This is a genomic window from Pontibacter sp. BAB1700 (genome assembly GCF_000277005.1).
Lineage (GTDB): Bacteria > Bacteroidota > Bacteroidia > Cytophagales > Hymenobacteraceae > Pontibacter > Pontibacter lucknowensis.
On record NZ_AKIS01000016.1, the window covers coordinates 1 to 24,612 of the forward strand.

Annotated in this window: 20 protein-coding genes, 1 rRNA gene and 1 pseudogene; 19 read left to right on the forward strand and 3 right to left on the reverse strand. The window is 49.3% G+C overall.

What is annotated here, in order from left to right:
* The 15 genes and pseudogenes from rrf (at position 1) to O71_RS21290 (ending at position 14,461) form a co-directional block, all read left to right on the forward strand.
* Positions 1 to 111: ribosomal RNA gene (gene rrf, locus O71_RS02565) — 5S ribosomal RNA — on the forward strand.
* Between the two features lie 252 nt (positions 112 to 363).
* Positions 364 to 1,473, forward strand: coding sequence for a BatA domain-containing protein (locus O71_RS02570; RefSeq protein ID WP_040573467.1), 1,110 nt, complete (start codon positions 364 to 366; stop codon positions 1,471 to 1,473).
* 353 nt (positions 1,474 to 1,826) lie between these two features.
* The gene (locus tag O71_RS02575; protein WP_155800440.1) at positions 1,827 to 2,372 is read left to right on the forward strand and encodes a hypothetical protein; all 546 of its coding nucleotides are present in this window, start codon (positions 1,827 to 1,829) and stop codon (positions 2,370 to 2,372) included.
* A 1-nt stretch (position 2,373) separates the two neighbouring features.
* Positions 2,374 to 3,645, forward strand: a complete 1,272-nt coding sequence (locus tag O71_RS02580; protein WP_007652919.1) for a dihydroorotase family protein — start codon at positions 2,374 to 2,376, stop codon at positions 3,643 to 3,645.
* A gap of 59 nt (positions 3,646 to 3,704) precedes the next feature.
* Complete coding sequence (locus tag O71_RS02585; RefSeq protein ID WP_007652921.1) at positions 3,705 to 4,214, forward strand: DUF4199 domain-containing protein; 510 nt, start codon at positions 3,705 to 3,707, stop codon at positions 4,212 to 4,214.
* A 27-nt stretch (positions 4,215 to 4,241) separates the two neighbouring features.
* The gene (locus tag O71_RS02590) at positions 4,242 to 4,760 is read left to right on the forward strand and encodes a DUF4199 domain-containing protein (RefSeq protein ID WP_007652922.1); all 519 of its coding nucleotides are present in this window, start codon (positions 4,242 to 4,244) and stop codon (positions 4,758 to 4,760) included.
* Between the two features lie 5 nt (positions 4,761 to 4,765).
* Positions 4,766 to 5,739: pseudogene (locus O71_RS02595) on the forward strand (glycosyltransferase family 2 protein).
* The gene (locus O71_RS24980; protein ID WP_237717671.1) at positions 5,739 to 6,245 is read left to right on the forward strand and encodes a hypothetical protein; all 507 of its coding nucleotides are present in this window, start codon (positions 5,739 to 5,741) and stop codon (positions 6,243 to 6,245) included. Before O71_RS02595 ends, O71_RS24980 begins: the two are co-directional and overlap by 1 nt.
* Positions 6,181 to 6,885, forward strand: coding sequence for a glycosyltransferase (locus O71_RS24985; RefSeq protein WP_237717672.1), 705 nt, complete (start codon positions 6,181 to 6,183; stop codon positions 6,883 to 6,885). Before O71_RS24980 ends, O71_RS24985 begins: the two co-directional genes overlap by 65 nt.
* A gap of 389 nt (positions 6,886 to 7,274) precedes the next feature.
* Positions 7,275 to 8,009: a hypothetical protein gene (locus O71_RS02605; RefSeq protein ID WP_007652925.1), complete on the forward strand. Its 735-nt coding sequence runs from the start codon at positions 7,275 to 7,277 to the stop codon at positions 8,007 to 8,009.
* A gap of 53 nt (positions 8,010 to 8,062) precedes the next feature.
* A complete protein-coding gene (locus tag O71_RS02610) occupies positions 8,063 to 10,846 on the forward strand; it encodes a TonB-dependent receptor (RefSeq protein ID WP_040573470.1) in 2,784 nt (927 codons plus the stop codon).
* A 5-nt stretch (positions 10,847 to 10,851) separates the two neighbouring features.
* Positions 10,852 to 11,994, forward strand: a complete 1,143-nt coding sequence (locus tag O71_RS02615) for a DUF4249 domain-containing protein (RefSeq protein WP_040573471.1) — start codon at positions 10,852 to 10,854, stop codon at positions 11,992 to 11,994.
* A 66-nt stretch (positions 11,995 to 12,060) separates the two neighbouring features.
* Positions 12,061 to 14,058: a hypothetical protein gene (locus tag O71_RS02620; protein WP_155800442.1), complete on the forward strand. Its 1,998-nt coding sequence runs from the start codon at positions 12,061 to 12,063 to the stop codon at positions 14,056 to 14,058.
* Positions 14,040 to 14,183 carry a hypothetical protein gene (locus O71_RS23635; protein WP_155800444.1) on the forward strand — a complete coding sequence of 48 codons (144 nt, stop codon included), beginning with the start codon at positions 14,040 to 14,042 and terminating at the stop codon, positions 14,181 to 14,183. The genes O71_RS02620 and O71_RS23635 overlap by 19 nt, the downstream gene beginning before the upstream one ends.
* Positions 14,183 to 14,461, forward strand: a complete 279-nt coding sequence (locus O71_RS21290; RefSeq protein ID WP_051017675.1) for a hypothetical protein — start codon at positions 14,183 to 14,185, stop codon at positions 14,459 to 14,461. The genes O71_RS23635 and O71_RS21290 overlap by 1 nt, the downstream gene beginning before the upstream one ends.
* A 75-nt stretch (positions 14,462 to 14,536) precedes the next feature.
* On the opposite strand, the gene purB is transcribed toward O71_RS21290, so the two are convergent.
* The gene (gene purB / locus O71_RS02625; protein ID WP_007652932.1) at positions 14,537 to 15,889 is read right to left on the reverse strand and encodes an adenylosuccinate lyase; all 1,353 of its coding nucleotides are present in this window, start codon (positions 15,887 to 15,889) and stop codon (positions 14,537 to 14,539) included.
* 378 nt (positions 15,890 to 16,267) lie between these two features.
* Between purB and O71_RS02630 the strand changes: the two genes are divergently transcribed.
* The 4 genes from O71_RS02630 to O71_RS02645 all read left to right on the forward strand — a co-directional run bounded on the left by O71_RS02630 (position 16,268) and on the right by O71_RS02645 (position 23,091).
* On the forward strand, positions 16,268 to 18,241 hold the full coding sequence (locus O71_RS02630) for a biosynthetic peptidoglycan transglycosylase (protein WP_071530822.1): 1,974 nt from the start codon (positions 16,268 to 16,270) through the stop codon (positions 18,239 to 18,241).
* A 176-nt stretch (positions 18,242 to 18,417) separates the two neighbouring features.
* Entirely contained in the window at positions 18,418 to 19,425 is a 1,008-nt protein-coding gene (locus O71_RS02635; protein WP_007652938.1) for a bile acid:sodium symporter family protein, read from the forward strand.
* A 120-nt stretch (positions 19,426 to 19,545) separates the two neighbouring features.
* Positions 19,546 to 20,277 (forward strand): GLPGLI family protein, encoded by a 732-nt coding sequence (locus O71_RS02640; protein ID WP_007652940.1) that lies wholly within the window; start codon positions 19,546 to 19,548, stop codon positions 20,275 to 20,277.
* Between the two features lie 24 nt (positions 20,278 to 20,301).
* Positions 20,302 to 23,091, forward strand: a complete 2,790-nt coding sequence (locus O71_RS02645; protein ID WP_007652942.1) for an outer membrane beta-barrel protein — start codon at positions 20,302 to 20,304, stop codon at positions 23,089 to 23,091.
* A gap of 84 nt (positions 23,092 to 23,175) precedes the next feature.
* Here O71_RS02645 and O71_RS02650 read toward each other — a convergent pair whose 3' ends face one another.
* Together O71_RS02650 and O71_RS02655 are read right to left on the reverse strand one after the other, a co-directional pair.
* On the reverse strand, positions 23,176 to 23,505 hold the full coding sequence (locus O71_RS02650) for a DUF3817 domain-containing protein (protein ID WP_007652945.1): 330 nt from the start codon (positions 23,503 to 23,505) through the stop codon (positions 23,176 to 23,178).
* A gap of 163 nt (positions 23,506 to 23,668) precedes the next feature.
* Positions 23,669 to 24,550: a hypothetical protein gene (locus tag O71_RS02655; RefSeq protein ID WP_007652947.1), complete on the reverse strand. Its 882-nt coding sequence runs from the start codon at positions 24,548 to 24,550 to the stop codon at positions 23,669 to 23,671.
* Between the last annotated feature and the right edge of the window lie 62 nt (positions 24,551 to 24,612).

Consider the following 24,612-nt stretch of genomic DNA (forward strand, 5'->3'; position numbering starts at 1 on the left):
ATGGCGGCTATGGCGCCGGTGAGCACCTCTTCCCATCCCGAACAGAGAAGTTAAGCCCGGCTGCGCCGATGGTACTGGGGTCACACCCGGGAGAGTAGGTGGCCGCCAACCCCAACAACGCACGGCCCCTGATTCGCAAGAGTCAGGGGCCGTACGCGTTTAATACCCCCCCCGCAATGAAGGGAAGGCAGCAAGCAGGGCTTAAAGCACAAGAGGCCGGGAGAAGTAAAGTGCAGGAGAGTAGAGGACTAAGCGTAGAATCCTATTATATTTCCTTTCATAGGATCAGATTATGTTAGAAAGCGTATGGTAATGTTCGGCTGGTGCGTTGTATATTACAAACATCCTCTCTAACTTGTTGACATGGCATTCCTCTATCCTTCTTTTCTATGGGCTCTTGCAGCGATCGCTATTCCGATCGTATTACACCTCATACAGTTACGGCGAGCAAAACGGGTAGAATTCAGCAATGTTAAGTTTATCCAGGTTTCCAAAGATCTTACGGCTAGTCAGCGAAATCTGAAGGAATTACTTATTCTAGCTGCCCGTATTCTGTTCATTACCTTTCTGGTATTAGCATTCGCACAACCTTTTCTACCTGCCTCAGAAACGGTGCGCCCTATCGACTCTTCTCAGGTAACGATTGCGCTGGATAATTCATTGAGTATGCAGAACCTTCATGCAGAAGATGATCTGACACTATTGACTGTAGCTGCTGATCAGGCCAAAAAGGTTTTGGATATTTTCCCCTCTACAACAGCTATCAGCATCAATACTAATTCAAATTATAACAGAGCAGTAACAATGGGTACAAATGATGCTGTGAATGAGCTTGATCAGTTATCCCATTCCACCAGGCCTTTTGTGAGTCAACAGGTGATGAGTGCCAGCCAGGTAGCTGCTGAGCATGTGTTTCTGTTCTCTGATTTCCAGAAGTCATACTTCGAGCCCTCTTTGCTGAGTCGTGTTGACAGTAACCGAGTTTATCATCTTGTACCGCTCAAAGCTGCAGGTACTTCCAATGTATTTGTAGATTCAGTATACCTGGCTGATGAGTTTGTTCGACCTGGTACAGAGGGCACTTTATATGTCAGGCTTTATAATGCGGGGGATAAGACCATTGCTGATTGTCCTGTTAAATTAGTGATTGACAATGTGCAGCTTGCAACTTTAAGTATCGATCTGCCACCAAAGCAGATTACGGAAACAGCGATTAATTTCACAATAAGAGGCGAGGGAAGTAAGCGTGCCTGGGTAGAAGTAGAGGACTATCCAGTGGAGTTTGATAATCTTTATTATTTTGTTCTTCAACCTTCCGGCCGACTGTCAATCACTGAAATCAGTGGAAATGAAGCAAGCCCTCTGCAACGGTTATACCAGAACGAGCCATTATTCCAAATTCAGCGCTTCTCCCCTAATAATATTGATTATGCCGTCTCAATAGTTCTGACATTATCATACTTCAGGGGGTAGATGAAATACCAGCTGCGCTTGTTTCTACACTTGATACATATGTTAAGTCTGGCGGAACACTAGCTATAGTTCCCCCATCAACTGAGCGTAGTAGCTCTTATGTTACATTGATGCAATCGCTTTCTATACCTGCCAGTTTAAACGCCGGTAGCAGCACAAAGACATCACTTGCTATTCCCGACCGTGATAATCCTTTTTTTAAAACCATATTTGCGGACTATGACCCAAAAATGCAGATGCCTGCTTCTGTTAGAAAATTGGTATGGTCACGTTCCTCTGAGGATATTCTGAAATATAGAGGTGGTGCGCCCTATTTGTCACGTTTCGACAGAGGACAGGGGAAGGTATACCTGATGGCGGCTCCCTTGCTGCCCGAGCAGAATGAACTAGTTAATCATGCACTCTTTGTGCCGGTGATGTACCGTTTAGCGATCAGCAGTTATAAGCAGGAGCAGCAGATTGCTTATCGTTTGCAGAATATGGCAATCACAGTTCCTATTCAAAAGCAGGTAGGAGGTGAGAACATTTTTAAATTGGTGAAGGACAGTACTGTTTTCATACCGGAGCAGCAGGTCAGAGGTGGGCGCTTGGTATTTAATGTGCCGCCTGATCTAGATGAAGCTGGTTTTTATGAGCTGCAACATCAGGGAGAGGTAGTGAGTAGCTTCGCTTTCAACTTTGATAAACAGGAGTCTGTGCTTGATCAGTATAGCCCTGCAGAATTGCGGGGTTTCCTGCCCGAAGGACAGCGGCATGTGCATGTTTATGACTACAGCGATACCTTCTCTTTGAAGAGCGAATTCGAAAAACGATTTTTTGGCGTCACCCTTTGGAAATATTGCCTATTATTGTGTCTGATTTTCTTGATGGCAGAAATAGCTCTAATCAGATTCCTCTAACATGAAACTTCTTCTCAAAGCAGTCCGCATCTACGATCCCTCATCAATTTTTCATCTTCAGCAACAAAATATACTTATTGATAACGGCCTGATCACCTCAATAGGAGGAAATGATCAGCAGGCAGACCAGACGATCGAGATGGAAGGTCTTTGTGTGTCTCCGGGCTGGGTTGACTTGTACGCACAGGTCGGTGAGCCGGGGCTGGAGCACAAGGAAGACCTGGAGTCGCTGGGTGAGGCTGCAGCCGCTGGTGGTTTCACGGATGTGCTGTGCATGCCTAATGTGCAACCTGTCGTGCAAACCAAAGGTTCTATCAATTTTATAAAGGCCAAGTCTGCTGGCCTTCCTGTTAATTTAATGCCGACTGGTGCTGTGACAGTTGATACACAAGGCAAGGAGCTGACGGAGATGATCGACCTGCAGCGTGCGGGGGCCGTAGCTTTTAGCGATGGTGCTAAGCCACTGCAGGGAGCTGAAGTGATCGTGAAAGCTCTGCAATATCTGCAGCCTTTTGATGGCGTGCTGATAAACCGACCGGAACATACCCGTCTGACGGAGTACGGGCAGGTGCATGAAGGCATTGTGAGCACACAGCTAGGTATGAAAGGTATACCTGCCCTGGCTGAGGAGGTAATGGTGACACGCGACCTGCAGCTGCTGGAATACACGGGAGGGCGACTGCATTTCTCGCTTATTTCTACAGCCGCCGCCGTGGAGGCGATACGTGCCGCTAAGGCCAAAGGCTTGCATGTAAGCTGTGATGTGGCTAGTTACCAGGTTGCCTATACCGATCATACCATGGTACCCTTCGATACTAATTATAAAGTATCCCCTCCTTTCAGAAGCGAAGCCGACAAAGAAGCAATATTGCAGGGACTTGCCGATGGCACCATTGATGCCATCGTATCCGGGCACCAGCCACAGGACACTGAAAGTAAGAAGCTGGAGTTTGACCTGGCGGACTTTGGAATCATCAACCTCGAAACAGCCTTTGCCGTGGCCAATACGACGATGTGCGATACGCTGCCGCTGGAGCAATTGATTGATAAGTTTACCACCGCTCCCCGTCAGATACTGCAGATGCCGGCATTTGGTATAGCTGAAGGAGCACCAGCCTGCCTCACACTTTTTCATCCGGAACTAAAATGGACTCCGTCGGCAGCAGGAACCCGGTCCAAATCTAAAAATTCCCCTTTCCTGGGACGTGAGCTTACAGGCAAGGTTATTGGCCTGGTCAACAAAGGGCAGGTAGTACTTAATCATTCTTTTTAATATCTTTATAGCTATATTTTTGTCAGCGGTATTGCTGACGCTGAATAAGCACATAACAAATGCTGAATCAAACGATTGTAAGGGTGGGGGTACGTTATGGCGTACTGTGCGGATTGGCTTCTTTTGTGATCATACTAGCCTTGCACCTGATGGGCTATAACGCATTGGGAGATGCGGGGCGCTGGAGTTACCTACCCTTGCCGATATTTATCTTCATGGGCCTGCGTTATTTCAAGCAGTTTCACGATGCTGAGGTTGGTTTCTGGAGAGGGGTTCGCGTGAGTCTGTCGGTTACATTCTATACTGCGTTGAGTGCTGCCATGCTGCTATACCTGATGCTATACCTGGCAGGGCCTGAGATCATTCAGCAACATGTAGTAGAGCTGAGAGCATTGCTTGACCAGAGCCGGGAGGCACAGATCAAGTTATTGGGCGAAGCAAACTTTGAGCAAGCTTACAAGGAACTCGACAACCTGTCACCGAGTATGCTGGCCACACATGATTTTTTGGGGAGGATGTTAGTAGGGGCGATGTTTTCTGTAGTGGCAGCTGTATTTTTCAGAAAGTAAATCATCTTCACATAAATCTCTCTAATCATGACTGAAACCCAACCCTCTGTATCTTCTGTAGCGCTCAAGTATGGCTTCATCGGCGCACTGGTATCTGTTGTATTTACTGCAGTTCTGCTAATAACCGGCGTTAATGTAAGCGGTTGGGTAGGCTCCTTGGGCTACCTTATCCTGATTGCTTTTATGGTCATTGCCATGAAGGAGTACAAAAAGCAGAATTACGGCTACATGTCCTATGGTCAGGGCCTCGGTATAGGTACCCTGGTATCACTGGCCTTCGGTGTGTTGGGGGGGGTGTTTATGTTCATTTATACCTCATTTGTTGATACCGAATATACTTCCAATATGATGGATAAGCAGCGTATTGAGCTGGAAGAAAGAGGTATGAGCGATGAGCAGATTGAGCAGGCTATTTCCATGGGAGAATCTTTCTCCAGCCCGATGATGATGATCGTTTGGTCTATCGTAGGATACCTGTTCATCGGTTTCCTGATTTCGCTTATCGTAGCAGCCGTGATGAAGAACAAGCGTCCGGAGTTTGAATAAAAAGCATGCAATACCCTTATGATATATCAGTGGTGGTTCCTCTTTTGAACGAAGAGGAATCGCTGCCTGAACTGGTCCGCTGGATCAAGCGTGTGATGCACGCACATAGTTTTACTTATGAAATCATCCTGGTGGACGACGGCAGCACCGACCGATCCTGGGATGTTATCACAGAACTCAGCGCCGAAGACAATACTGTCAAAGGCATCAGTTTTAACCGAAATTACGGCAAGTCTGCCGCTCTGAACGAGGGTTTTAAGCGCTGTAGCGGCGAAGTGGTCATCACCATGGATGCCGACTTGCAGGACAGCCCGGAGGAAATCCCAGCCCTGTATGACATGATCAAGCACCAGCGCTTTGATCTTGTGTCGGGCTGGAAACAGAAGCGATTTGATCCGGTAAGCAAAACCATTCCTACTAAACTGTTTAATGCAGCTACCCGCGGCCTTTCCGGCATTAAGCTACACGATTTCAACTGCGGACTCAAAGCCTATCGTCAGTTGCTCGTGAAGAGCATCGAAGTACATGGCGAAATGCACCGTTACATACCTGTTATCGCCAAATGGCACGGCTTCACGCGCATTGGCGAAAAAGTGGTGCAGCACCAGGAGCGTAAGTATGGCACGACAAAGTTCGGGCTCGAACGATTCGTGTACGGCTTCCTGGACCTGCTCTCCATTACGTTTGTGAGTCGCTTCAAAAAGCGCCCAATGCACTTTTTTGGTACATTCGGCACCCTGTCTTTCTTTGTGGGCTTGGGTATTACGCTGTGGCTGATCATTCAGAAAGTATTTAGCCTGTATCCGGATGGGCGCGTACGTGACGTGGTAGATCAGCCCTGTTCTATCTCTCGCTGGTGGCGGTGATTCTGGGTGTACAGCTTTTCCTGGCTGGTTTCCTGGCCGAAATGATCTCTATGACTTCCAGTAAAAAGAATGAGTACCTGATCCGTGACCGGGCAGGTTTGATCAAGAAATAATGGCAGGGAGGCGCATTGTGATCGTGGGACCTGCGCACCCTTTGCGGGGTGGGGGCATGTCTACATTCAACGAGCGCCTGGCAATGGCATTTCAGGAGGCTGGTGACGAAGTGGAGATCGTTTCGTTCAGCCTGCAGTATCCTTCCTTTCTGTTTCCCGGCAAAAGCCAGTTTACCAATGAGCCTGCTCCGAAGGGCATCACCATTAAAGCGCTGATCAACTCCGTCAATCCCATCAGTTGGGTGCGTGCAGGGAACTACATCAGTAGCCAGAGGCCAGATCTGGTTATTTTCAGGTATTGGCTGCCTTTTATGGGTCCTGCTCTGGGCACCATTGCCCGCCTGGTTAAGCGCAACAGGTATAGCCGTATCCTGGCCATTACCGACAACGTGATTCCGCACGAGAAGCGACCAGGCGATGTTCCGTTTACAAAATACTTTTTTGAGCGCCTGTCATGGCTTCCTGACCATGTCGCGGGCCGTGCAGCAAGACTTGCAGCGTTTTGAGCCAAACAAACTCAACATATACCTGCCACATCCCCTTTACGACAATTTCGGGTCAGCCGAAAGCAAAGCAGAGGCCTGTGCCGCACTCGGGCTGGATACCAATTTTAAATATCTCTTGTTTTTTGGTTTTATTCGGGCTTATAAAGGGCTCGACTTACTGCTTGAAGCCATGGCTATACCTGCACTGCAGGCCATACCTGATCTTAAACTGCTGATCGCCGGGGAGTTTTATGAAGATGCCAAGCCCTACCGCGACCTGATCGAAAAACATGGGCTGCAGGACCGGCTGGTACTGCGGACAGACTTCATCCCGAATGCCGAAGTCCGCCATTACTTCTGCGCTGCCGATCTGGTGGTTCAGCCTTATAAGCATGCCACCCAAAGCGGCGTAACACAGGTTGCTTACCATTTTGATAAGCCGATGGTGGTGACAAATGTAGGTGGCCTTTCAGAGTTGGTGCCCCATGGAGAGGTAGGGTATGTAGTAGCGCCACAACCAAAAGAGATCGCAGCTGCTATAATTGATTTCTATACCTCAGGCAAAGCGCATGTATACGCGCAGCAGATCAAAACCTATAAGTTGCGTTTCAGTTGGAGTCAGTTCGTGAAAGCAGTGTATGAGCTGGCAGATAAGGTATAGCTTTATCGCCTGTGCTGTATCAATAAAAATTATGCTAACCTGAGGATTACAGATCACCGGATTTGGCTAAATGAAATTAATACAAATTAGGTAATTGCCTGTACCAAAGCCTGTAATACTATACCTACTCTGTGGCAAAATGATTTAGGCCGGTTTAACGGACACGTGCTAAGAATTATTGAACCGCCTACGATTAAGGACTTTTGGTGTTTGATGATAAGACTGAGTTGGGCAAGGTTTAAGTTATATTTCAGGGTGATGGTTTTGCCCAACTGTATGATAATATACTGTAATATTTTTTGAAATAATTTATCTGCAAGCTTGTCATAACATCAAATATACTTTATATTTAATGTCGATTTAAGTTGCAAAGCAACCTTTGATTTGATATGCGCAAAAGCCCTGCTTACCTGGTTTTCATCCTTTTAATGCCCTTTCTGCCCTTTGCTGCCATTGCCCAAGCTGACAGCAGTTTTGTAGACAATGCAGTTTCGAATGCGCTGCAGCAATACCGCACTGCAGTTGGTGTGCACGCCCATTTGTACAACGGCCCGGAGTATCATGTGCCTGTCAAGACTTACGTGGAAGGGCACCAATTCTACCTGGATAAGATCTACCAGAACGGAACCGTAAAGTATGACGGTGCCTGGTTTGAGGATGTGCCGATGCTGTACGACCTGGTACAGGACGAACTCCTGATTGTCAACCATGGAAGCGGGCAGCCTCAACGGCTTGTGAAAAACCGGGTGGAGGCCTTCAAACTGCACGGGCATACCTTTGTGAAGTTGCAGCCAGACACCACGACCAGCTCAGTAATTCGTCCGGGCTTTTATGATCTGCTTTACAGCGGAGAGGTGCAGGTGTTGATGAAGCGCGAAAAGACCCTGTTTGAAAGGGCTAGCACAGACGGTCTGGAGGGTGAGTACAGGGATGCTAGTAAATTCTACCTGGTGAAGGATGGCGTGTACCATCCGGTCAGTAACAAGCGCTCGGTGATGCGTGTGCTGCAAGACCAGAAAAAGCCGCTGAAGAAGTATGCCAGCGCGAATAGACTTCGCTTCGGTAAAGAGCGGGAATATGCAATCGTGAAAACCGCGGAGCACTACGATTCGCTCAAACGATAAAGTGGCACACTTCCGATCTATCTAAAAATCTGTTTAAGCTCTCCCCCTTTTTTATGACCCATTTCTACAGAGCACTCTTGCTGGTATTGTTGTGCTGTATGACCTTGACGGTGCCGGTGCATGCCCAACAGCGGAACGAGTCCCCGCTTATAAGCGGATCATTCCGCAACATGACGTTTCAGGATTTTGTACAGCGGCTGGAAACCAGGCTACCCTACAAATTTTACTACGAGCAGGCTGTGGCCGATAGCCTGATGGTAAATCTGGAGGTAGAGGGCGAACCGCTCAACCAGGTGCTCGCTCAAATACTGAAAGGCACGGACTATAAATTTGCCATCACGGAACAGCGGCAGGTTTTTATCACGCGGCAAAACCCGATCATGACGAACCTGCCTTCCAATTTCTTCAAGGACGAAGAAGAGGCAAAACGGAACAGCCAAATGGCCACGCCAGCCTACCTGCCGCAGCAGCAGGATAACAAGAAGAGGATACAGTCAGAAATCAAGCTATATGAAATAGGCACGCCTAATGGAAGCAAAACAGGTAAAGCAAACCTGGCCGGAACCCTGCGCGATGCCAACACAGGCGAGCCAATCATTGGAGCCCATATTTACATTGAATCTCCGTCCATTGGCACCGCATCCGATCAGTATGGCTACTACTCCCTTTCGCTCCCGGTGGGCCGTCACGAGCTGAACATTCGCGCAGTAGGGTTAAAGAACACCAAGCGTCAGGTCATACTGCACAGTGACGGCAAGCTGGATATTGAAGTAGAAGAAGATATCCGTTCTCTGAAAGAAGTACTGGTGGAAGCCGAAAAAGACCGCAATGTTACGGGCCTGCAGATGGGTATGGAACGCCTTGATATCCGAACGATCAGGCAAGTCCCGACGGCTTTTGGTGAAACCGACATCCTGCGTGTGGTGCTGACGCTGCCTGGCGTGAAATCAGTGGGCGAGGGTGCTACAGGTATGAACGTACGCGGTGGCTCCACTGACCAGAACCTGATTCTGCTCAACGATGCCACCATCTATAACCCATCACACCTGTTTGGTTTCTTCTCCGCTTTCAACCCGGACGTGATCAAGTCGGTGGAACTCTACAAAAGTGCCGTACCAGCCCGCTATGGCGGACGACTGTCCTCAGTGCTGGAGGTGACATCCAGAGAGGGTAACAAAAAGCAGTTTAGCGGAACAGGCGGCATCGGTCTGCTCACAAGCCGTCTCACACTGGAAGGGCCAATCATCAAAGACAAAACCTCGATCCTGGTGGGAGGGCGCTCTACCTACTCTGACTGGCTGCTCAAAAAGATTCCGAATAAGTCGTTCAGCAACAGTGAGGCTTCATTCTATGACGTGAACACGCACATCAGTCACGAGATCAACGAGAAGAACAGCCTGTACCTGACCGGTTATATGAGCAAAGACCGCTTCAAACTGGCTGCTGACACCCTTTACCGTTTCCAGAACCAGAACGCCAGCCTCAAGTGGAAGCACAACTTCCATAACAAGCTATACAGCGTGGTGACCGGAACATACAGCCACTACGGCTACGATATTTCAAACGAGGAGAATGCCGCGAACGCTGCTAAAATGGATTTTGGCATCAGCCAGACAGGTATGCAGATAGACTTCAACTACTTCCCTGATTCTAAACATACCCTGGACTTCGGTGCCAGCGCTATTCGCTACGAGGTGAACCCGGGTAGCCTGGTGCCAAACCACGCAGAGTCATTGATCAAGGCAGATAAGTTGCAGCAGGAGAAAGCCATTGAAAGTGCCTTGTACCTTTCTGATCGTTATGATATTAATCAGAACCTTTCGATTTCAGCTGGTTTACGCTACTCTTTCTTCACGGCACTTGGCCAGCGAGATGTGCTGCAGTATGCGCCAGGTATGCCAAAGACATTGGGGACAATCGTCGACACGGTAGCTTATGGCAATGGAAAATCGATCGCGACCTACCACGGACCTGAGTTCAGGCTTTCGGCCCGTTACGTGCTGTCAGGCAACTCATCAGTGAAGGTGAGCTTCAACAGGCTGCGCCAGTACGTGCACATGCTCTCCAACACGGCTACTATGGCCCCAACTGATACCTGGAAGCTAAGCGACAGCAACATCAAGCCACAGGTAGGCGATCAGGTGGCGATTGGCTACTACCGCAACCTGCGCGCCAATACCATCGAGTTTTCAGCGGAGGCTTACTACAAGTGGATGCAGGACTTCCTGGATTACAGAAGCGGCGCCAGCATCATCATGAATCACCACATCGAGACGGATGTAGCCAATGCCGAGGGCAAGGCTTATGGCGTGGAACTGATGCTCAAGAAAGCGACAGGTAAACTCAACGGCTGGGTAAGCTATACCTACTCCCGCACCATGGTGCGCCTGGATGATCCTGCTGTGTCAGAAGTGATCAACAGAGGGGAGTGGTATGCGAGTAACTTTGACAAGCCGCACGACCTGACCATGATCAGCAACTACCGCTTCAGTCAGCGTTTCAGCACGTCGGTAAACTTTACCTACAGCACCGGTCGTCCTATTACGCTGCCGCTGGGCAAATACTACGATGGTGCTTCACACCGCATCCTGTACTCAGACCGCAACCAGTACCGCATCCCGGACTACTACCGCGTAGACCTGGCTCTGAACATAGAGGGTAACCATAAGATTGCAAAGCTGGCGCACAGTTCCTGGACCGTGGCAGTATACAACCTGACAGGTCGTAAAAACCCTTACTCTGTTTATTTCAAATCACAGAAAGGACAGATCAGAGGGTACAAAATGTCCATCTTCGGGCATCCAATTCCTACTATCACCTATAATTTTAAGTTTTAATTGCCATGAAGATCCGGAACTGGAAAAACCCAATTGTCTGGCTTGTGATGCTCCTGGTGAGCGGTTGCGTAGAACCATATTTTCCTGAAGTACTGGAGTCGCCTAGCAGCTTTCTGGTGGTCAATGGCTTCCTGAACGCAAACGGGCGCACCAGCATACAACTGTTGCGAAGCCAAAGCCTCAACGATACAGAAGCTCCACCTGCAGAAGAAAGCGCCACAGTGGTGGTAGAGTCAGAGAGCGGCGAGCGCTACGGGCTGCATGAAATAGGTTATGGTACTTACATGCACCCTAACCTGCAACTGAGAACCGATATGAAGTACCGGCTGTACATCCGTACGAAGAGCGGGCAGGAATATGCGTCGGATTATGTAGAGGTAAAACCTGCGCCCGCTATCGACAACGTGCATTGGAAAGCGGTAAATGGAGAAGTTAAGGTGTATGTGAATACGCACGATGCCAATAATAATACACATTATTATAAGTGGGAGTATGAGCAAACCTGGCAATTCAGAACCGCTTTCTACTCTGTTTTCAGATACGAAAATGAGGAAGTTGTTCAGCGCACACCAAGCGACAGTCCAATCTATATTTGTTGGAAATCAGAAAACTCAACTACTATTGAAGTAGGGTCATCGGTGAAATTGAATGAGGACAGAATCAACGACTATAACATACTTTCGATACCTTATAATTCGGAGAAGGTTAGTATGAAGAATAGCATCCTGATAAAGCAATATGCACTGACCCGGGAAGCGTTTGAGTACCTGGAACTACTGAAGAAGAACACAGAAAGCATTGGGACGCTCTTTGATCCGCTGCCATCTCAGTTGACCAGCAACATCCGCAGCCTGTCTAACCCTAATGAAACAGTGATAGGCTATATGACGGCCACTACCATGTCGACTAAGCGAATATTTGTAGACAGCCGTGATCTTCCGCGTGACTGGCGCTTGTACAATCCGACCTGTGAGCTTGATACCGTTATGAACGGCATGTTGAAGGAGCGATTTGAAGGAGGTTCGCTGGTGCCTGTTGACGCGATATATGGTATGTCACCGGACCCGATTGGTTATACTGCTGCATTACGCCCCTGCGTGGACTGCACTATGCAGGGCACCAATGTTAAACCAGCTTTTTGGGAATAAATGCCATACCTGAAACAAAAGCCCGAAATGATGATCAACTCTGAACATAATCAACCTCAGCCTGGCATGAAAAGGTATGCGCTGCGCACCTTGCTCTGCTTTGCGCTGGGAATAGCAGGTATAGGAACTGTAAATGCCCAGTCTGGTCAGGTTAACGAGGCGGTCAACAGTCTGCAGAAGCACCGGCAGGCATCGCTGCAAGAGAAGCTATACCTGCACATCGACAGACCCGTGTATGCCTGTGGCGATGAAATGTGGTTTAAGGTATACAACGTAGACGGAAGCCTGCACCGCCCCCTGGATATGAGCAAGGTGACGTATGTGGAGTTGCTGGATGCGGACCAGAAGCCTGCCCTGCAAGCCAAGGTAGCCATGAAGGATGGGGCTGGCAGTGGCTATTTGCAACTGCCCACCACGCTGAAATCTGGCAACTACACAGTGCGGGCCTATACCAGCTGGATGAAAAACTTCGATCCGGAGTTCTACTTTCAGCAGCAGGTAACCATCATCAATACCTTCGAGCAGTTGCCGAAGCTGGAGGCGCCAAAAGCAAAGGGCTATACCTTGCAGTTTTTCCCGGAAGGCGGGAGTTTGCTTGCAGGTGTGGCCAGCCAGGTTGCCTTTAAAGTAACAGAAAGTCAGAGCGGCAAAGGAACTGCGCTGGTTGGCCAAGTTTACGACCAGGCCGGAAATGAAGTAGCAACGTTTACGCCGCACAAGTTTGGCATAGGCCGTTTCACCTTTACCCCAGAGCAGGGCAAGCGCTACACTGCCAAACTCCAGCTGCCTGATGGAAGTACTCTGGAACAGGCCTTGCCGCAGGTACACGAGCGTGGCTATACCTTACAACTGGCAGATACTACTACTAACTATGTGCATATTGCGGTACATTCGGTAGGCAAACCAGATGAAAATGTATACCTACTGGGGCATACCCGTCAGCAGGTGGTCAGCTCAGAAAGGGCGCTGCTGCAAAACGGCAAGTATGTGTTCAGGATAAATAAAGCTGACCTGGCAGACGGCATTACGCACTTCACTGTATTCAACACAGCTGGGCAGCCGGTAAGTGAGCGCCTGTACTTCAAGAACCCTTCAAAAGAACTAGCCTTACAGGTTGCTGCGTCACAGTCGCAATATAGTCTGCGCGATAAGGTAAGCCTGGAGCTGCAGGCCTCTTCACAGGCCCCGGCAAATCTGTCGCTGGCGGTGTACAAGCTGGACTCGCTGCAAATGCAGCCTCAGGCGCACATTGCCAGCTACATCTGGTTGGAGTCCGATCTGAAAGGATCCATCGAGAACCCTGGCTATTACTTCTCCAAAGAGGGGCAGGCAGACCGGCTGGGTATGGATAACCTGATGCTAACTCATGGCTGGAGCCGCTTCACATGGAATGAAATACTGGAAAAGGAACCGGCTAAGCATACTTTTTTGCCTGAAAACCATGGACATCTGCTCTTTGGTAAGGTAACGCATAAGAGTTCGGGACAGGCTGCTCCGGGTATCATGACTTACCTGGCGTCACCGGGCAAGCCGATTCGTTTTTACAATGCCAGCAGCAACGCCGATGGCAGACTGATGTTTGAGCTGAAGGACTTCTATGGCAATAAGGATGTTGTGCTGCAAACTGATTTCACAAAGGACAGTACCTATCACTTTGAGCTGTTCAGTCCTTTCTCTTCACGCTATACCTCCAGGACGTCATCTACGCTTCAGCTTGCTGAGTCAAGAGAAGGGGACATCAGAGAGCGCCACATGCAGGTGCAGGTGGAGCATGCTTACTACGGGGCGCATCGCAATAAATTCCACACGCCAGGCATAGACAGTACCGCTTTTTATGGCCAGCCATCGGAGCGTTACCTGCTCGATGACTACAAGCGCTTTAAAGTAATGGAGGAAGTGATGCGGGAGTATGTACAGGGTGTACAGGTGCGCTTGAGAGGCCGTAGTTTCCACTTCATGGTCCTGAACCGCCCCTACAAGTCTATTTTCCGCCAGAACCGATGGTGCTCCTGGATGGCGTTCCGGTATTCAACATTGACAAGATCATGGCTTTTGATCCGCTGAAGGTCAAGCAGCTGGATGTGATTGCGAGCCGTTTCTTCCACGGTCCGCTGGCTTACGAAGGTTTGGTGAGTTACCAGACCTATACAGGTGATCTGGCCGGCTTTGACCTGGATCCGCGTGCCTGATGCAGGCATACGAGGGACTACAGCAGAAGCGCGAGTTCTACGCACCGGCCTACGACACACCCGAGCAGAAGCGCAGCCGACTAGCCGACTTCAGAAATCTCCTGCACTGGTCTCCTGAGATCAGGCTGCAGCCTGGCAAAGGAGAGCAGGTGAGTTTTTATACCTCCGATCAGCCGGGCACGTACCTGGTGGTGGTGCAGGGCCTGACAGCTGCCGGCGAAACCGGTTACGAACTGCTGCAGATCCGGGTGAACGGCCCGGTTGCGCAAGGGCAGTAATCAGTTAGCACAGGTATAGAAAAAGCCCCTACCAGTACGAACCGGCAGGGGCTTTTTTATGAAGGAGGCTATACCTTACAGCAGTTGCACACCGGTATAGGTATAAGGACTTATTTTTTTCAATTCAGCCTTGATGGCATCACTCACCTGCAGGGTGTCGATGAAATTGGCTATTGCCTGCTCGGTGATCTTCTCGTTTTTGCGGGTCAGGTCTTTCAATGTCTCGTAAGGCTGCGGGTAGCCTTCGCGACGCAGCACAGTCTGTATACCTTCTGCCACAACAGCCCAGTTTTCTTCCAGGTGATGGCGCAGGGCAGCCTCGTTCAGTTCCAGTTTTCCTATACCACGCTCCAATGATTTCAGGGCTATGAGCACATGAGCCAGCGGCACGCCAACGTTTCGCAGAACGGTAGAGTCTGTGAGGTCGCGCTGCAGGCGGGAGATCGGCAGCTTGGCCGAGAGATGCTCCAGTACAGCGTTGGCTATACCTAAGTTACCCTCCGCGTTTTCGAAATCGATCGGATTAACCTTGTGCGGCATGGCTGAAGAGCCTACTTCGCCAGCTTTGATCTTCTGCTTGAAATAGCCCATCGACACATACTGCCACACATCGCGCGAGAAGTCGATCAGGATGGTGTTGAGGCGCTTAATGCCGTCGAAGTAAGCGGCCAGATTGTCGTAGTGTTCGATCTGGGTAGTGTACTGGCTACGGCGCAGGCCCAGGGCCTCCTGCACGAAACGGTTTCCGAACGCAGGCCAGTTTACATCCGGGTAGGCCACATGGTGGGCGTTGAAGTTACCGGTCGCTCCGCCAAACTTAGCCGAAAAAGGCACCTGGCGCACCTGCTCCAGCTGGGCCTCGAGCCGCTCAGCAAACACCATGATCTCTTTGCCCAGTCGGGTAGGAGAGGCAGGCTGTCCGTGGGTATGGGCCAGCATCGGGATGTCTTTCCAGGATTTTGCCAGGTTCACCAGCGTCTGGTGCAGCTGCTGGTATAGCGGCATGAGCACCTTTTCATCGGCTTCGCGCAGGGAGAGCGGGATGGCCGTATTGTTCACATCCTGCGATGTCAGGCCAAAGTGAATGAACTCCTTGTACTGGCTGAGGCCGAGGGTGTCGAATTTCTCTTTAATGAAATACTCTACCGCCTTCACATCATGGTTGGTGGTCTTTTCCGTTTCCTTGATGCGCAGGGCATCGGCCTCTGAGAACTGCTCGTAAATGGACCGCAGTTCAGCAAATTGGTAGGGAGGTACGCCTTCCAGTTGTGGCAGCGGCAATTCGCACAGGGCAATGAAATACTCCACCTCTACCAGCACGCGGTAGCGGATCAGTCCGAACTCAGAAAAATAAGCAGCTAGCTCTGAAGTATTGCGGCGGTAGCGGCCATCCACCGGTGATATGGCCGTGAGTGATGTCAGATTCATGGAAATGAGAATGTTTCGTCTGTCAAAGATAAGCAGTAATGCCAATGCACGCCAAATAAGCAGATGCCTATTTAGCAGGTATCGGTGGCTTAGGACCAATTGTAGTGTTATGGCACATAAAAAAGAACGGAAGGGTGAATTTGCCTGTTAGTTTAATGTAAAATGCTGTTAATGAAACAATTGGTATCTTTCTTGCGGTTGAAGCAGCCAGTTAGTGCCTGAAGTCATATCCAAATCCGACTAAGGTCGTATGCGGGGTAGATAACATAAACCATACGGTATTACGTATGCGTGATGAAGTGATATATTATATCAGCACTATATTTTGATACTAAATCTTATTAGCGTAATTCGCATCTTGATATTTTGGACCAGCGATTGAAAAAAAGAATACTGATAGGAGTCGGCGTTGTGCTGGGCTTCTTCCTGATTCTCCTAATCTCCCTTTTAGTGTTTAGGAGTAGCCTGCTTAGCTATACCGTAAACCGTGTGGTAGAGAAAGTGGAGAACCGTTATCCTGTTGATTTTAACATCGGTAAAGCAGAGTTCAATGGCCTAACCTCTGTCATACTCAGTGATATAACCCTGGTGCCGCACGGGCAGCCCCAGCTTTTCAGAACCGACAGCGTGCATGCGACCGTTGGCTTTCGCTCCCTCTTTAAAGGGCGCATTGTGCTACGCAGCCTAGATGTAGCCAATGGTTATCTTACTGCCGTGAAGGACGGGGACCAGAATAACTTCGCCTTCCTGTTTAAGAAAGACGATACACAGCCTGTCGACACCACTGCTAAAACTGACCGAAACTACGGTGAGCTGCTTAACCGTGTGCTCGAAACTGCTTTTGATAACGTGCCCGACCAGGTGGACTTCAGCAATCTGAACGTGACTTATACTTCTCCGAATCGGGTCATCGACGTCAAAATGCCTTTCCTTACCATAGAGGACGGCAACATTGCATCACAAGTATCTATTCGCACTGACTCCCTGATCAATAACCTGATAGTGAAAGGTACAATTGATCCGCGTGACTACAACATCATGGCCAGTCTGTACACCGCTGATACGTCCGGCATCAGACTGCCTTATGTAAAAGAGAAATTTGACGGTATCGTGGCTTTTGACACGCTGCACCTGGGCCTCAACGAGAAGCGCTACCGCCGCGATAGGCTCACTGTAAAAGGAAGAGCCATGGTTAATAATCTGCTTTTGAACCATGAAAAGCTTTCAGATGAGAATATCTACCTGAAAGAAGGCGCTGTAGACTATGTGGTATCGCTGGGACAGAACCTTTTTGAAGTGGATAGCCTGACGGAAGTGCGCGTGAACAAGGCTCGCGCCAATGTTTACGCCTCTTACAACAACGCCGACTCCAAGATCATCGCTCTGAAAGTGCGCACTGAGGCACTCCCTGCTAACGATTTCTTCGAGTCTTTGCCTAACGGCCTTTTCGAAACGCTGGAAGGTATACAGGCTGAGGGAAAGCTGCAGTACAAAATGAACTTTCACGTCAACCTGGACAGTGTAGAGCGTGTCGTGTTCGATTCTGACTTGGATGCTTCTGAGGATTTCAGGGTAGTAAAGTGGGGCAAAGCCAACCTGGACAAGCTGAAAGGCCCGTTTATGCACACCATGTACGAGTATGGCAAACCGATCCGGACCTTCATGGTGGGGCCTTCTAACCCGTTCTACGCACCGATTGGGCAGATTTCGCCCTACCTGCGAAATGCCGTGCTCACAGCAGAAGATGCTGGTTTCTACAGTCACAAAGGCTTCCACGAAGAGGCTTTCCGGCAGGCCATCGCGACCAATATCAAGAACAGGGAGTTTGTGCGCGGCGGTAGTACCATCTCGATGCAGCTGGTCAAGAACGTGTTCCTGACGCGTAAGAAAACCGTGTCACGCAAAGTGGAGGAGGCCATCATTGTGTGGCTGATCGAGAACCTGGAGATCGTGTCGAAGAACCGGATGTTTGAGATATACCTGAACATCATCGAATGGGGGCCGGATGTATACGGTGCCAAAGATGCTTCGAGATTCTACTTCGGTAAGCAGCCTTCGGAACTTAACCTGGCGGAGTCTATCTTCCTGACCAGCATCATTCCGAGTCCGAAGCGCTACCGCTCCTCATTTGACAGCTATGGTAACCTTCGTAGCTGGAAGTCGGGCTACTATCGCCTGATCGGTGGCATCATGGCGAGGCGGGGACTCATTTCGCAGGCCGAATACGAGAACCTGCAACCAAACGTGCGACTTTACGGTCGTGCCCGCGACCTGATCGTGACGGCGCCGGATGCTGACTATGAAGATACCACCGAGTTTGAACTTGAAACAATTGATATGCTGGGCTTTTAAGTCCTGATTATACCTAAAACAACGGCCGTCGCTTGTAATTGCGCCGGCCGTTGTTTTGTTTTGGAGCCAGCTATACCTGATTTTTACTTTCATCTGAACAAAGCATACCTGTGAGCATACCCAAGACTCCTCTGCCTGACAATCCTGATCCCCAAGCGACGAAGCCAAAGTTTGGGGTGCGCAGTGTGCAGGAGCTGTTGGTGCGGGCTGGCTTCGACTGGTTTCTGCTGGCGCTGATCGGCATGATCGTGCTGGCCTGGTTGTGGCCGGAAGGAGGTATAGACCGGGAACCTGTCTCCCTGAGTGATGTCGCTGGTATAGGTGTTTCTGTCATCTTCTTTTTCTACGGACTGCGTCTGAGTCCCGAAAAGCTTCGTGCAGGCTTGGGAAGCTGGCGACTTCACCTGGTGGTGCAGGCATCCACCTTTTTGCTTTTTCCGCTGCTGATCATCCCCTTGCATGGCTTTTTTGAAGGCACCTCATATGAGATGCTCTGGTTGGGAGTATTCTATCTGGCTGCCTTACCTTCCACGGTATCATCGTCGGTGGTCATGGTATCGATTGCGGGGGGGAATATACCTGCAGCTATCTTTAATGCCAGTATCTCGAGTCTGGTGGGGGTGTTTATCACACCGCTCTGGATGGGACTATACCTGACGGCGGGCTCTGGTGATTTTGATATGGGGCAGGTGATGGGTAAACTGGTGCTGCAGGTACTGGTACCAGTAGCCTTGGGTGTGGTGCTGCACCGTTATTGGGGAAGCTTTGCAGAGCGTAACCGTAAACAGCTTCGTTTATCTGATCAGGTGATCATTCTGCTGATCGTCTATACCTCTTTCAGTGAGTCTTTTGCCCGCAATATGTTCAGCGGTTACAGCCTGGGCAACCTGCTGCTGCTCGGGTTAGCTATGATCGGCCTGTTCTTTCTGGTGTATGGCATCGTGCATATTATCAGCCGCCTGATGGGCTTCAGCCCTGCTGACCGTATTACGGCAATCTTCTGTGGCTCGAAAAAGTCGCTGGTGCACGGCACGGTGATGGCCAAAGTGCTGTTCCCCGATGCTGACATGGTGGGCCTGATGCTCTTGCCGATCATGATCTACCATGCGCTGCAACTGCTGGCCTCCAGCGTGATTGCCCAATCTATCGCCCGCCGAGCCGGCATCAATGTGCGGGGCGAATAAGTACTTTTTCTGGTCGCTCAGGACCTTTCCAAACTTTAACTTTTGATTAACCTTTCGTTAACAGTCCTTAACACCTAGGGATAACATATTGCTGTACTTTTATCAGAAAAAAGATAGCATATGAAAAACTTCTTCTCTGGAATACTGACACTTGCGCTGCTGCTATTGGCAGTGGTTGTTTACGCCCAGGAGGGTGTGATTACCTACGAAAACACGATGAACATGCACCGTAGACTCGGCTCTGAGCAGGAGGCTATGAAAAGCATGATCCCGGAGTACCGCACCACCAAACAGCAGCTCTTCTACAATGCCCAGGAATCGCTTTACAAGGCACTGGAAGAGGACGAGGACCAGTTTACGGCAAGTGGCGGCGGCATGCGCATCAACATGCGGGTACCGCTCAACGAAAGTTATTACGATCAGGGCACAGCCCGGAAAGTGTTGCTGACCGAGTTCATGGGCAAAAAGTACATCATAGAAGACTCCATCCGCATCAGCCCGTGGAAATTTGGAACGGAGACCAAAGAAATACAAGGCTATACCTGCAAGCAGGCCTACTACGAAGACGAGGCAAAAAAGCTAGCGGTGGTAGCCTGGTATACTGACAAACTCAGGCCGGCACTTGGCCCTGAGTCCTTCAACACACTGCCGGGGGCGGTGCTGGCTGTTGATATCAACAATGGGGAGCGTGTGATCAAGGCGATTAAAGTAGAGCAACGCCCGCTCAGGAAAGGAGAGATGTCACGTCCAAGCAAGGGTCAGAAAGTCACTCAGCAGGAGTACCAGGCGATGGTAGACGAGCAGATGGAGCGCATGCGCCAGAACGGCGGCCGTAACGTGATCATCCGCTAATAGGGGAGCGCTAACCATACGGCTATGAAAAAATCTATACTTCTCTCACTTGTCGCCTTTCTTTGTCTGGCTGACTTTGCGACAGCCCAGCGCTATACCTTAAAGGGACAGGTGCAGGACGAAAAACAGGCCGGGTTGCCGGGTGCCACCGTGCTGATCCTGCAGGCAAAGGACTCCTCCTTGGTAAGTTTTGCCGCCACCAATCCGCAGGGTGAGTTCGAGATCAAAAACGTAAACAAAGGCGACCTGCTCCTCAAGGCGACTTTTCTGGGCTACTCGCCTTATTTCAATCAGCTACAGTTTCCGGAAGAAGGAAATATACTGGATCTGGGTAAACTCACAATGCGACCACTTTCGAATGAACTGAAGGAAGTGATGGTGCAGGGCGAGAAAAGCCCGGTGGTGTTCAAAAAAGATACCATTGAGTACAACGCCGGCTCCTTTAAGACCCAGCCCAATGCCGTAGCTGAAGACCTGCTAAAAAAGCTGCCCGGTGTGGATGTGGAAACAGACGGCTCCATCTCAGTGAAAGGCGAGAAGGTGCAGCGTGTGACAGTGGATGGCAAGGAGTTCTTTGGTCGTGATCCGAAGCTGGCCACCCGCAATCTGCCCGCCGATGCTATCGACAAGGTGCAGGTTTTCGATAAGAAATCAGACCAGGCCATGTTTACAGGTATAGACGATGGGCAGCACGAGAAAACCATTAACCTGCAGCTGAAAGAAGAGAAACGCAACAGCGCCTTTGGCAACGCCATGGCAGGTATAGGCACCGATGACCGTTACCAGGCCAAGGCAAGCCTCAATCGCTTCAGCAATGGCAAGCAGCTTTCTTTCCTGGGTATGGCCAACAACGTGAACTCACAGGGCTTTGGCTTTGACGAATACATGACCTTTAGCGGTGGCATGCAGCAGATGGCTGGCGGTGGCGGGGCTCGCATAACCATCTCATCCGATAACAGCTCCGGTGTGCCCTTAAATTTTGGAGGACGCACTAATGGTTTGATGGACAGCTATGCAGCCGGTCTGAACTTTAACAACCAGCTAAGCAAAAAGGCTGAGGCCAATGGCAGTTACTTCTTCAACAAACTCAATCACACCATAGCCCGTGACCTGGAGCGCCTGGAGTTTCTGCGGAATGCAGATGTACGCACAGACCAGCGCAGCCGCCAGCTCAACGGCAACAGCAACCACCGCGCTAACTTCACGGTCGACTACAAAATAGACTCGGCTAATTCGGTGAAAGTGACGGGTGCCATCGGGTATAATGAAACGAGTTCTGATCAGCGCAGCCAGGTTGAAACTTACAATGGAGAGAACCAGCTTCAGAACCAGAGCGCTAATACAGCTTTTTCGGATGGCTCTGCTCTCAATGCTAACGGTAGCATCCTGTTCCGGCACCGCTTCCCGAAGGCGGGTCGAACTATCTCCTCTAACACCGAGTTCAGAACCGGCATCAACAATAACGAGGGTGCCCTGCAGGCTGTGAATACCTTTGCCGATGGACTTGTGAATGTGCTGGACCAGGAAAACAAACAGGAAACGGAGAACCATAGCCTAAGCACCAACCTGGCCTATACCGAGCCGCTCGGTAACCGACGATACCTGGAGGCCAACTACAATTACCGCCAGAACACCAACAAAGTTGACCGCCAGGTATACGACCTGGAAGAAGATGGCTCACGCCTGTACAATGAAATGCTTAGCAACAGCTATACCAGCAATTACCAGTACCACCGCGCGGGTATGAACTTCCGGATGAACAGGAGAGAGTATAGCCTGACGGTCGGCTCCAGCCTGCAGCACACTGACCTGACAGGGGAGATCCTGGGATTTGAAGATGATATCCGCCAATCGTACCAGAACGTGCTGCCTGCCTTGCGATTCAACTACGAATTCACGGGCAACCGACGCATCGACTTCAACTACGAGACCATGGTGCAGGAGCCTACTATACGCCAGCTGCAGCCTGTTGTGGATAACTCTAATCCGCTGAACATTAACGAAGGCAATCCTGAGCTGCGACCGGCCTATATGCACCAGTGGCGCCTCAACTTCAGTACTTTTGATCCGGGTACGCTAATCAACTTCTTTACGTTTGTGAACGCCTCCTATACTAACAATGCCATCACAAACGCTCAAAGCTACACCGACCGCCTGATCCGTATCACACAGCCGGTCAATGTGAGTCACAATACTATGGTCAGTGGTTTTGCCTCCCTGGGTTTTCCGGTTAAGAAGTTAAACAGCCGTTTTAACCTCGGAGCAAATGTGCGGCAGCAGGAGAGCATCAACCTGGTGAACGAGGTGGCAAACGACATCCGGATACAGAATCTGAATGGCAACCTGCGCTACGAGTACCGCCTGAAGGAGCTCTTTGATTTGAACCTGCGGGCAAACTACACTGTACAGCGCACGAGGTATGAGTTCGGAGACGATCAGCAGTTCTTTAACCAGACCTACTCAGCCGAAACGAACCTATACCTGCCGAAGCTCTTCAACTTCAACACTAACTTCGACTACATGCTGTTCGACAACCCGGGCTTTGACTTTAGCCAGCGTATACCGATGCTGAACATGTCAGTATCGAAGCAGTTCCTGAAAAACAATAGTGGAGAGTTGAAGCTATCTGCCCTCAATGTGCTCGACGAGAATCTGGGCGTGAACCAAACGGCCAATATTAACTATGTAGAGCGGGAGACGCTGAACTCACTGGGACGCTATTTCATGCTGAGTTTTACTTACTCCATCAATAAACATCTTAACCCAATGGCTAACCGTGGTGCTCGTGGAGGTGACATCCGGATCGTGAACTAAGGCTTGAGGCTTAAAAACAAAAAAGGGCTGCCCCACGTGGGCAGCCCTTTTTGATACTATTGGCTAAATAGTTGAGGGTTGTTGTTATGCAACCTGCTTTTGTTTGGCAGGCTTCTCTTTTCTGTTTTCCTCTTCTTTGAGCAGTTTCTTATCCAAAATAAAAGGTCCGAATGGCAGGAGCGATGCGATCACCGCAGCAGCTACTTTCTTGATAGACCAATTGTGCGTGAGTGTTACCTCCAGTACCGACACCATATACAATACAAACAGCACACCGTGTGCCCAGCCTGTATACTTCACCATCTCAGGCATACCTGCCATGTACTTCAGCGGCATCGCAATGCCGAGCAGGAGCAGGTAAGATATACCTTCGTATATACCAATTGTGCGAAGTCTTGAAATAGGGGTTCTCATAAAGTATAGCTTTTGTTCAGCTGCAATTTAGCACTTAACAGCCGAGTTACCCGAATCGTGCCATTGGAAAAGAAAAAAGATGAGGTAGTTGTATAGGGAGTGATATAAAATAGAAGAGGCTGCCTAACAGGCAGCCTCTTCTATTAAATGTTTAAAGTGTTGCTTAATTAATCAAAGCAGGGGTAGTATATTTAACTTCACCACCTTCATCATTTTTCCCTTCAACAGACCAGACACCAGTAATTTCACCAGAAGGATCCTTCTTAGTGTTTTTAAATACAACAGTGAAGGAATTGCTATAGCCGCTACCAATATTGCCTAAATTCCAAGAGATAATACTATTATCACTTTTCCCTGGTTCAGAGACATTACTATTATTTCCATTCGAATCAGTTGCAGAAACTAATTCAGTATAAGCTGTTAATCCACCTTGTACCTTTGCACCTGTTATGTTGATGCAAGAGTTAAGTGTATATTTAACTGTAAATAAAGTGTAGCCATCTCCTGCTTTTGTATCAATTAATTGACCATTTATCTCAGTTTTTTGGCAGCTGTTAACTACTTCAAGCTGTGTTGGAGTATTAAAGTTTTCAAAATGCTTACCTCCACCTGTATATTTAACTCTCCAATTAATGGTACCTACAGAAGTTGGAGTGAATGTATGAATTAGGGTTGGTGCAGCTTTTTCGTTTTCAGACTTAGCTTCTTCTACCCAGCCAGAAGGTGTACTTCTCTCTAAAATAAGGTTTCCTGAAGTTAAAGTGTGGTTATAACCAGCAGGTTCTGCTACTGTTATGGTCATTGTAACTGGGGTGTTTACTAGAGCTGGTGACTGGTTATAAGTTACAGTGATTACAGGCAATACCTTATCATTGCCAATTTCACCACTTTGGGCATTACTTCCATTATTAGTAGGTTTCACTTCCTTCTTAGCAGCATCAATAGATGATGCATTCAAACCTATCTCATCCAGGTCCTTTGTGCAGCTTGTAAATGTTCCGGCTAGCATAAGCAGCGCTGTTGTAATTGTGTATAGTTTCTTCATTTTGATTTTTATTTTTATAAGGGTTGTTAGTTAGATATAGATATATTTTAATCTTCGTGCTT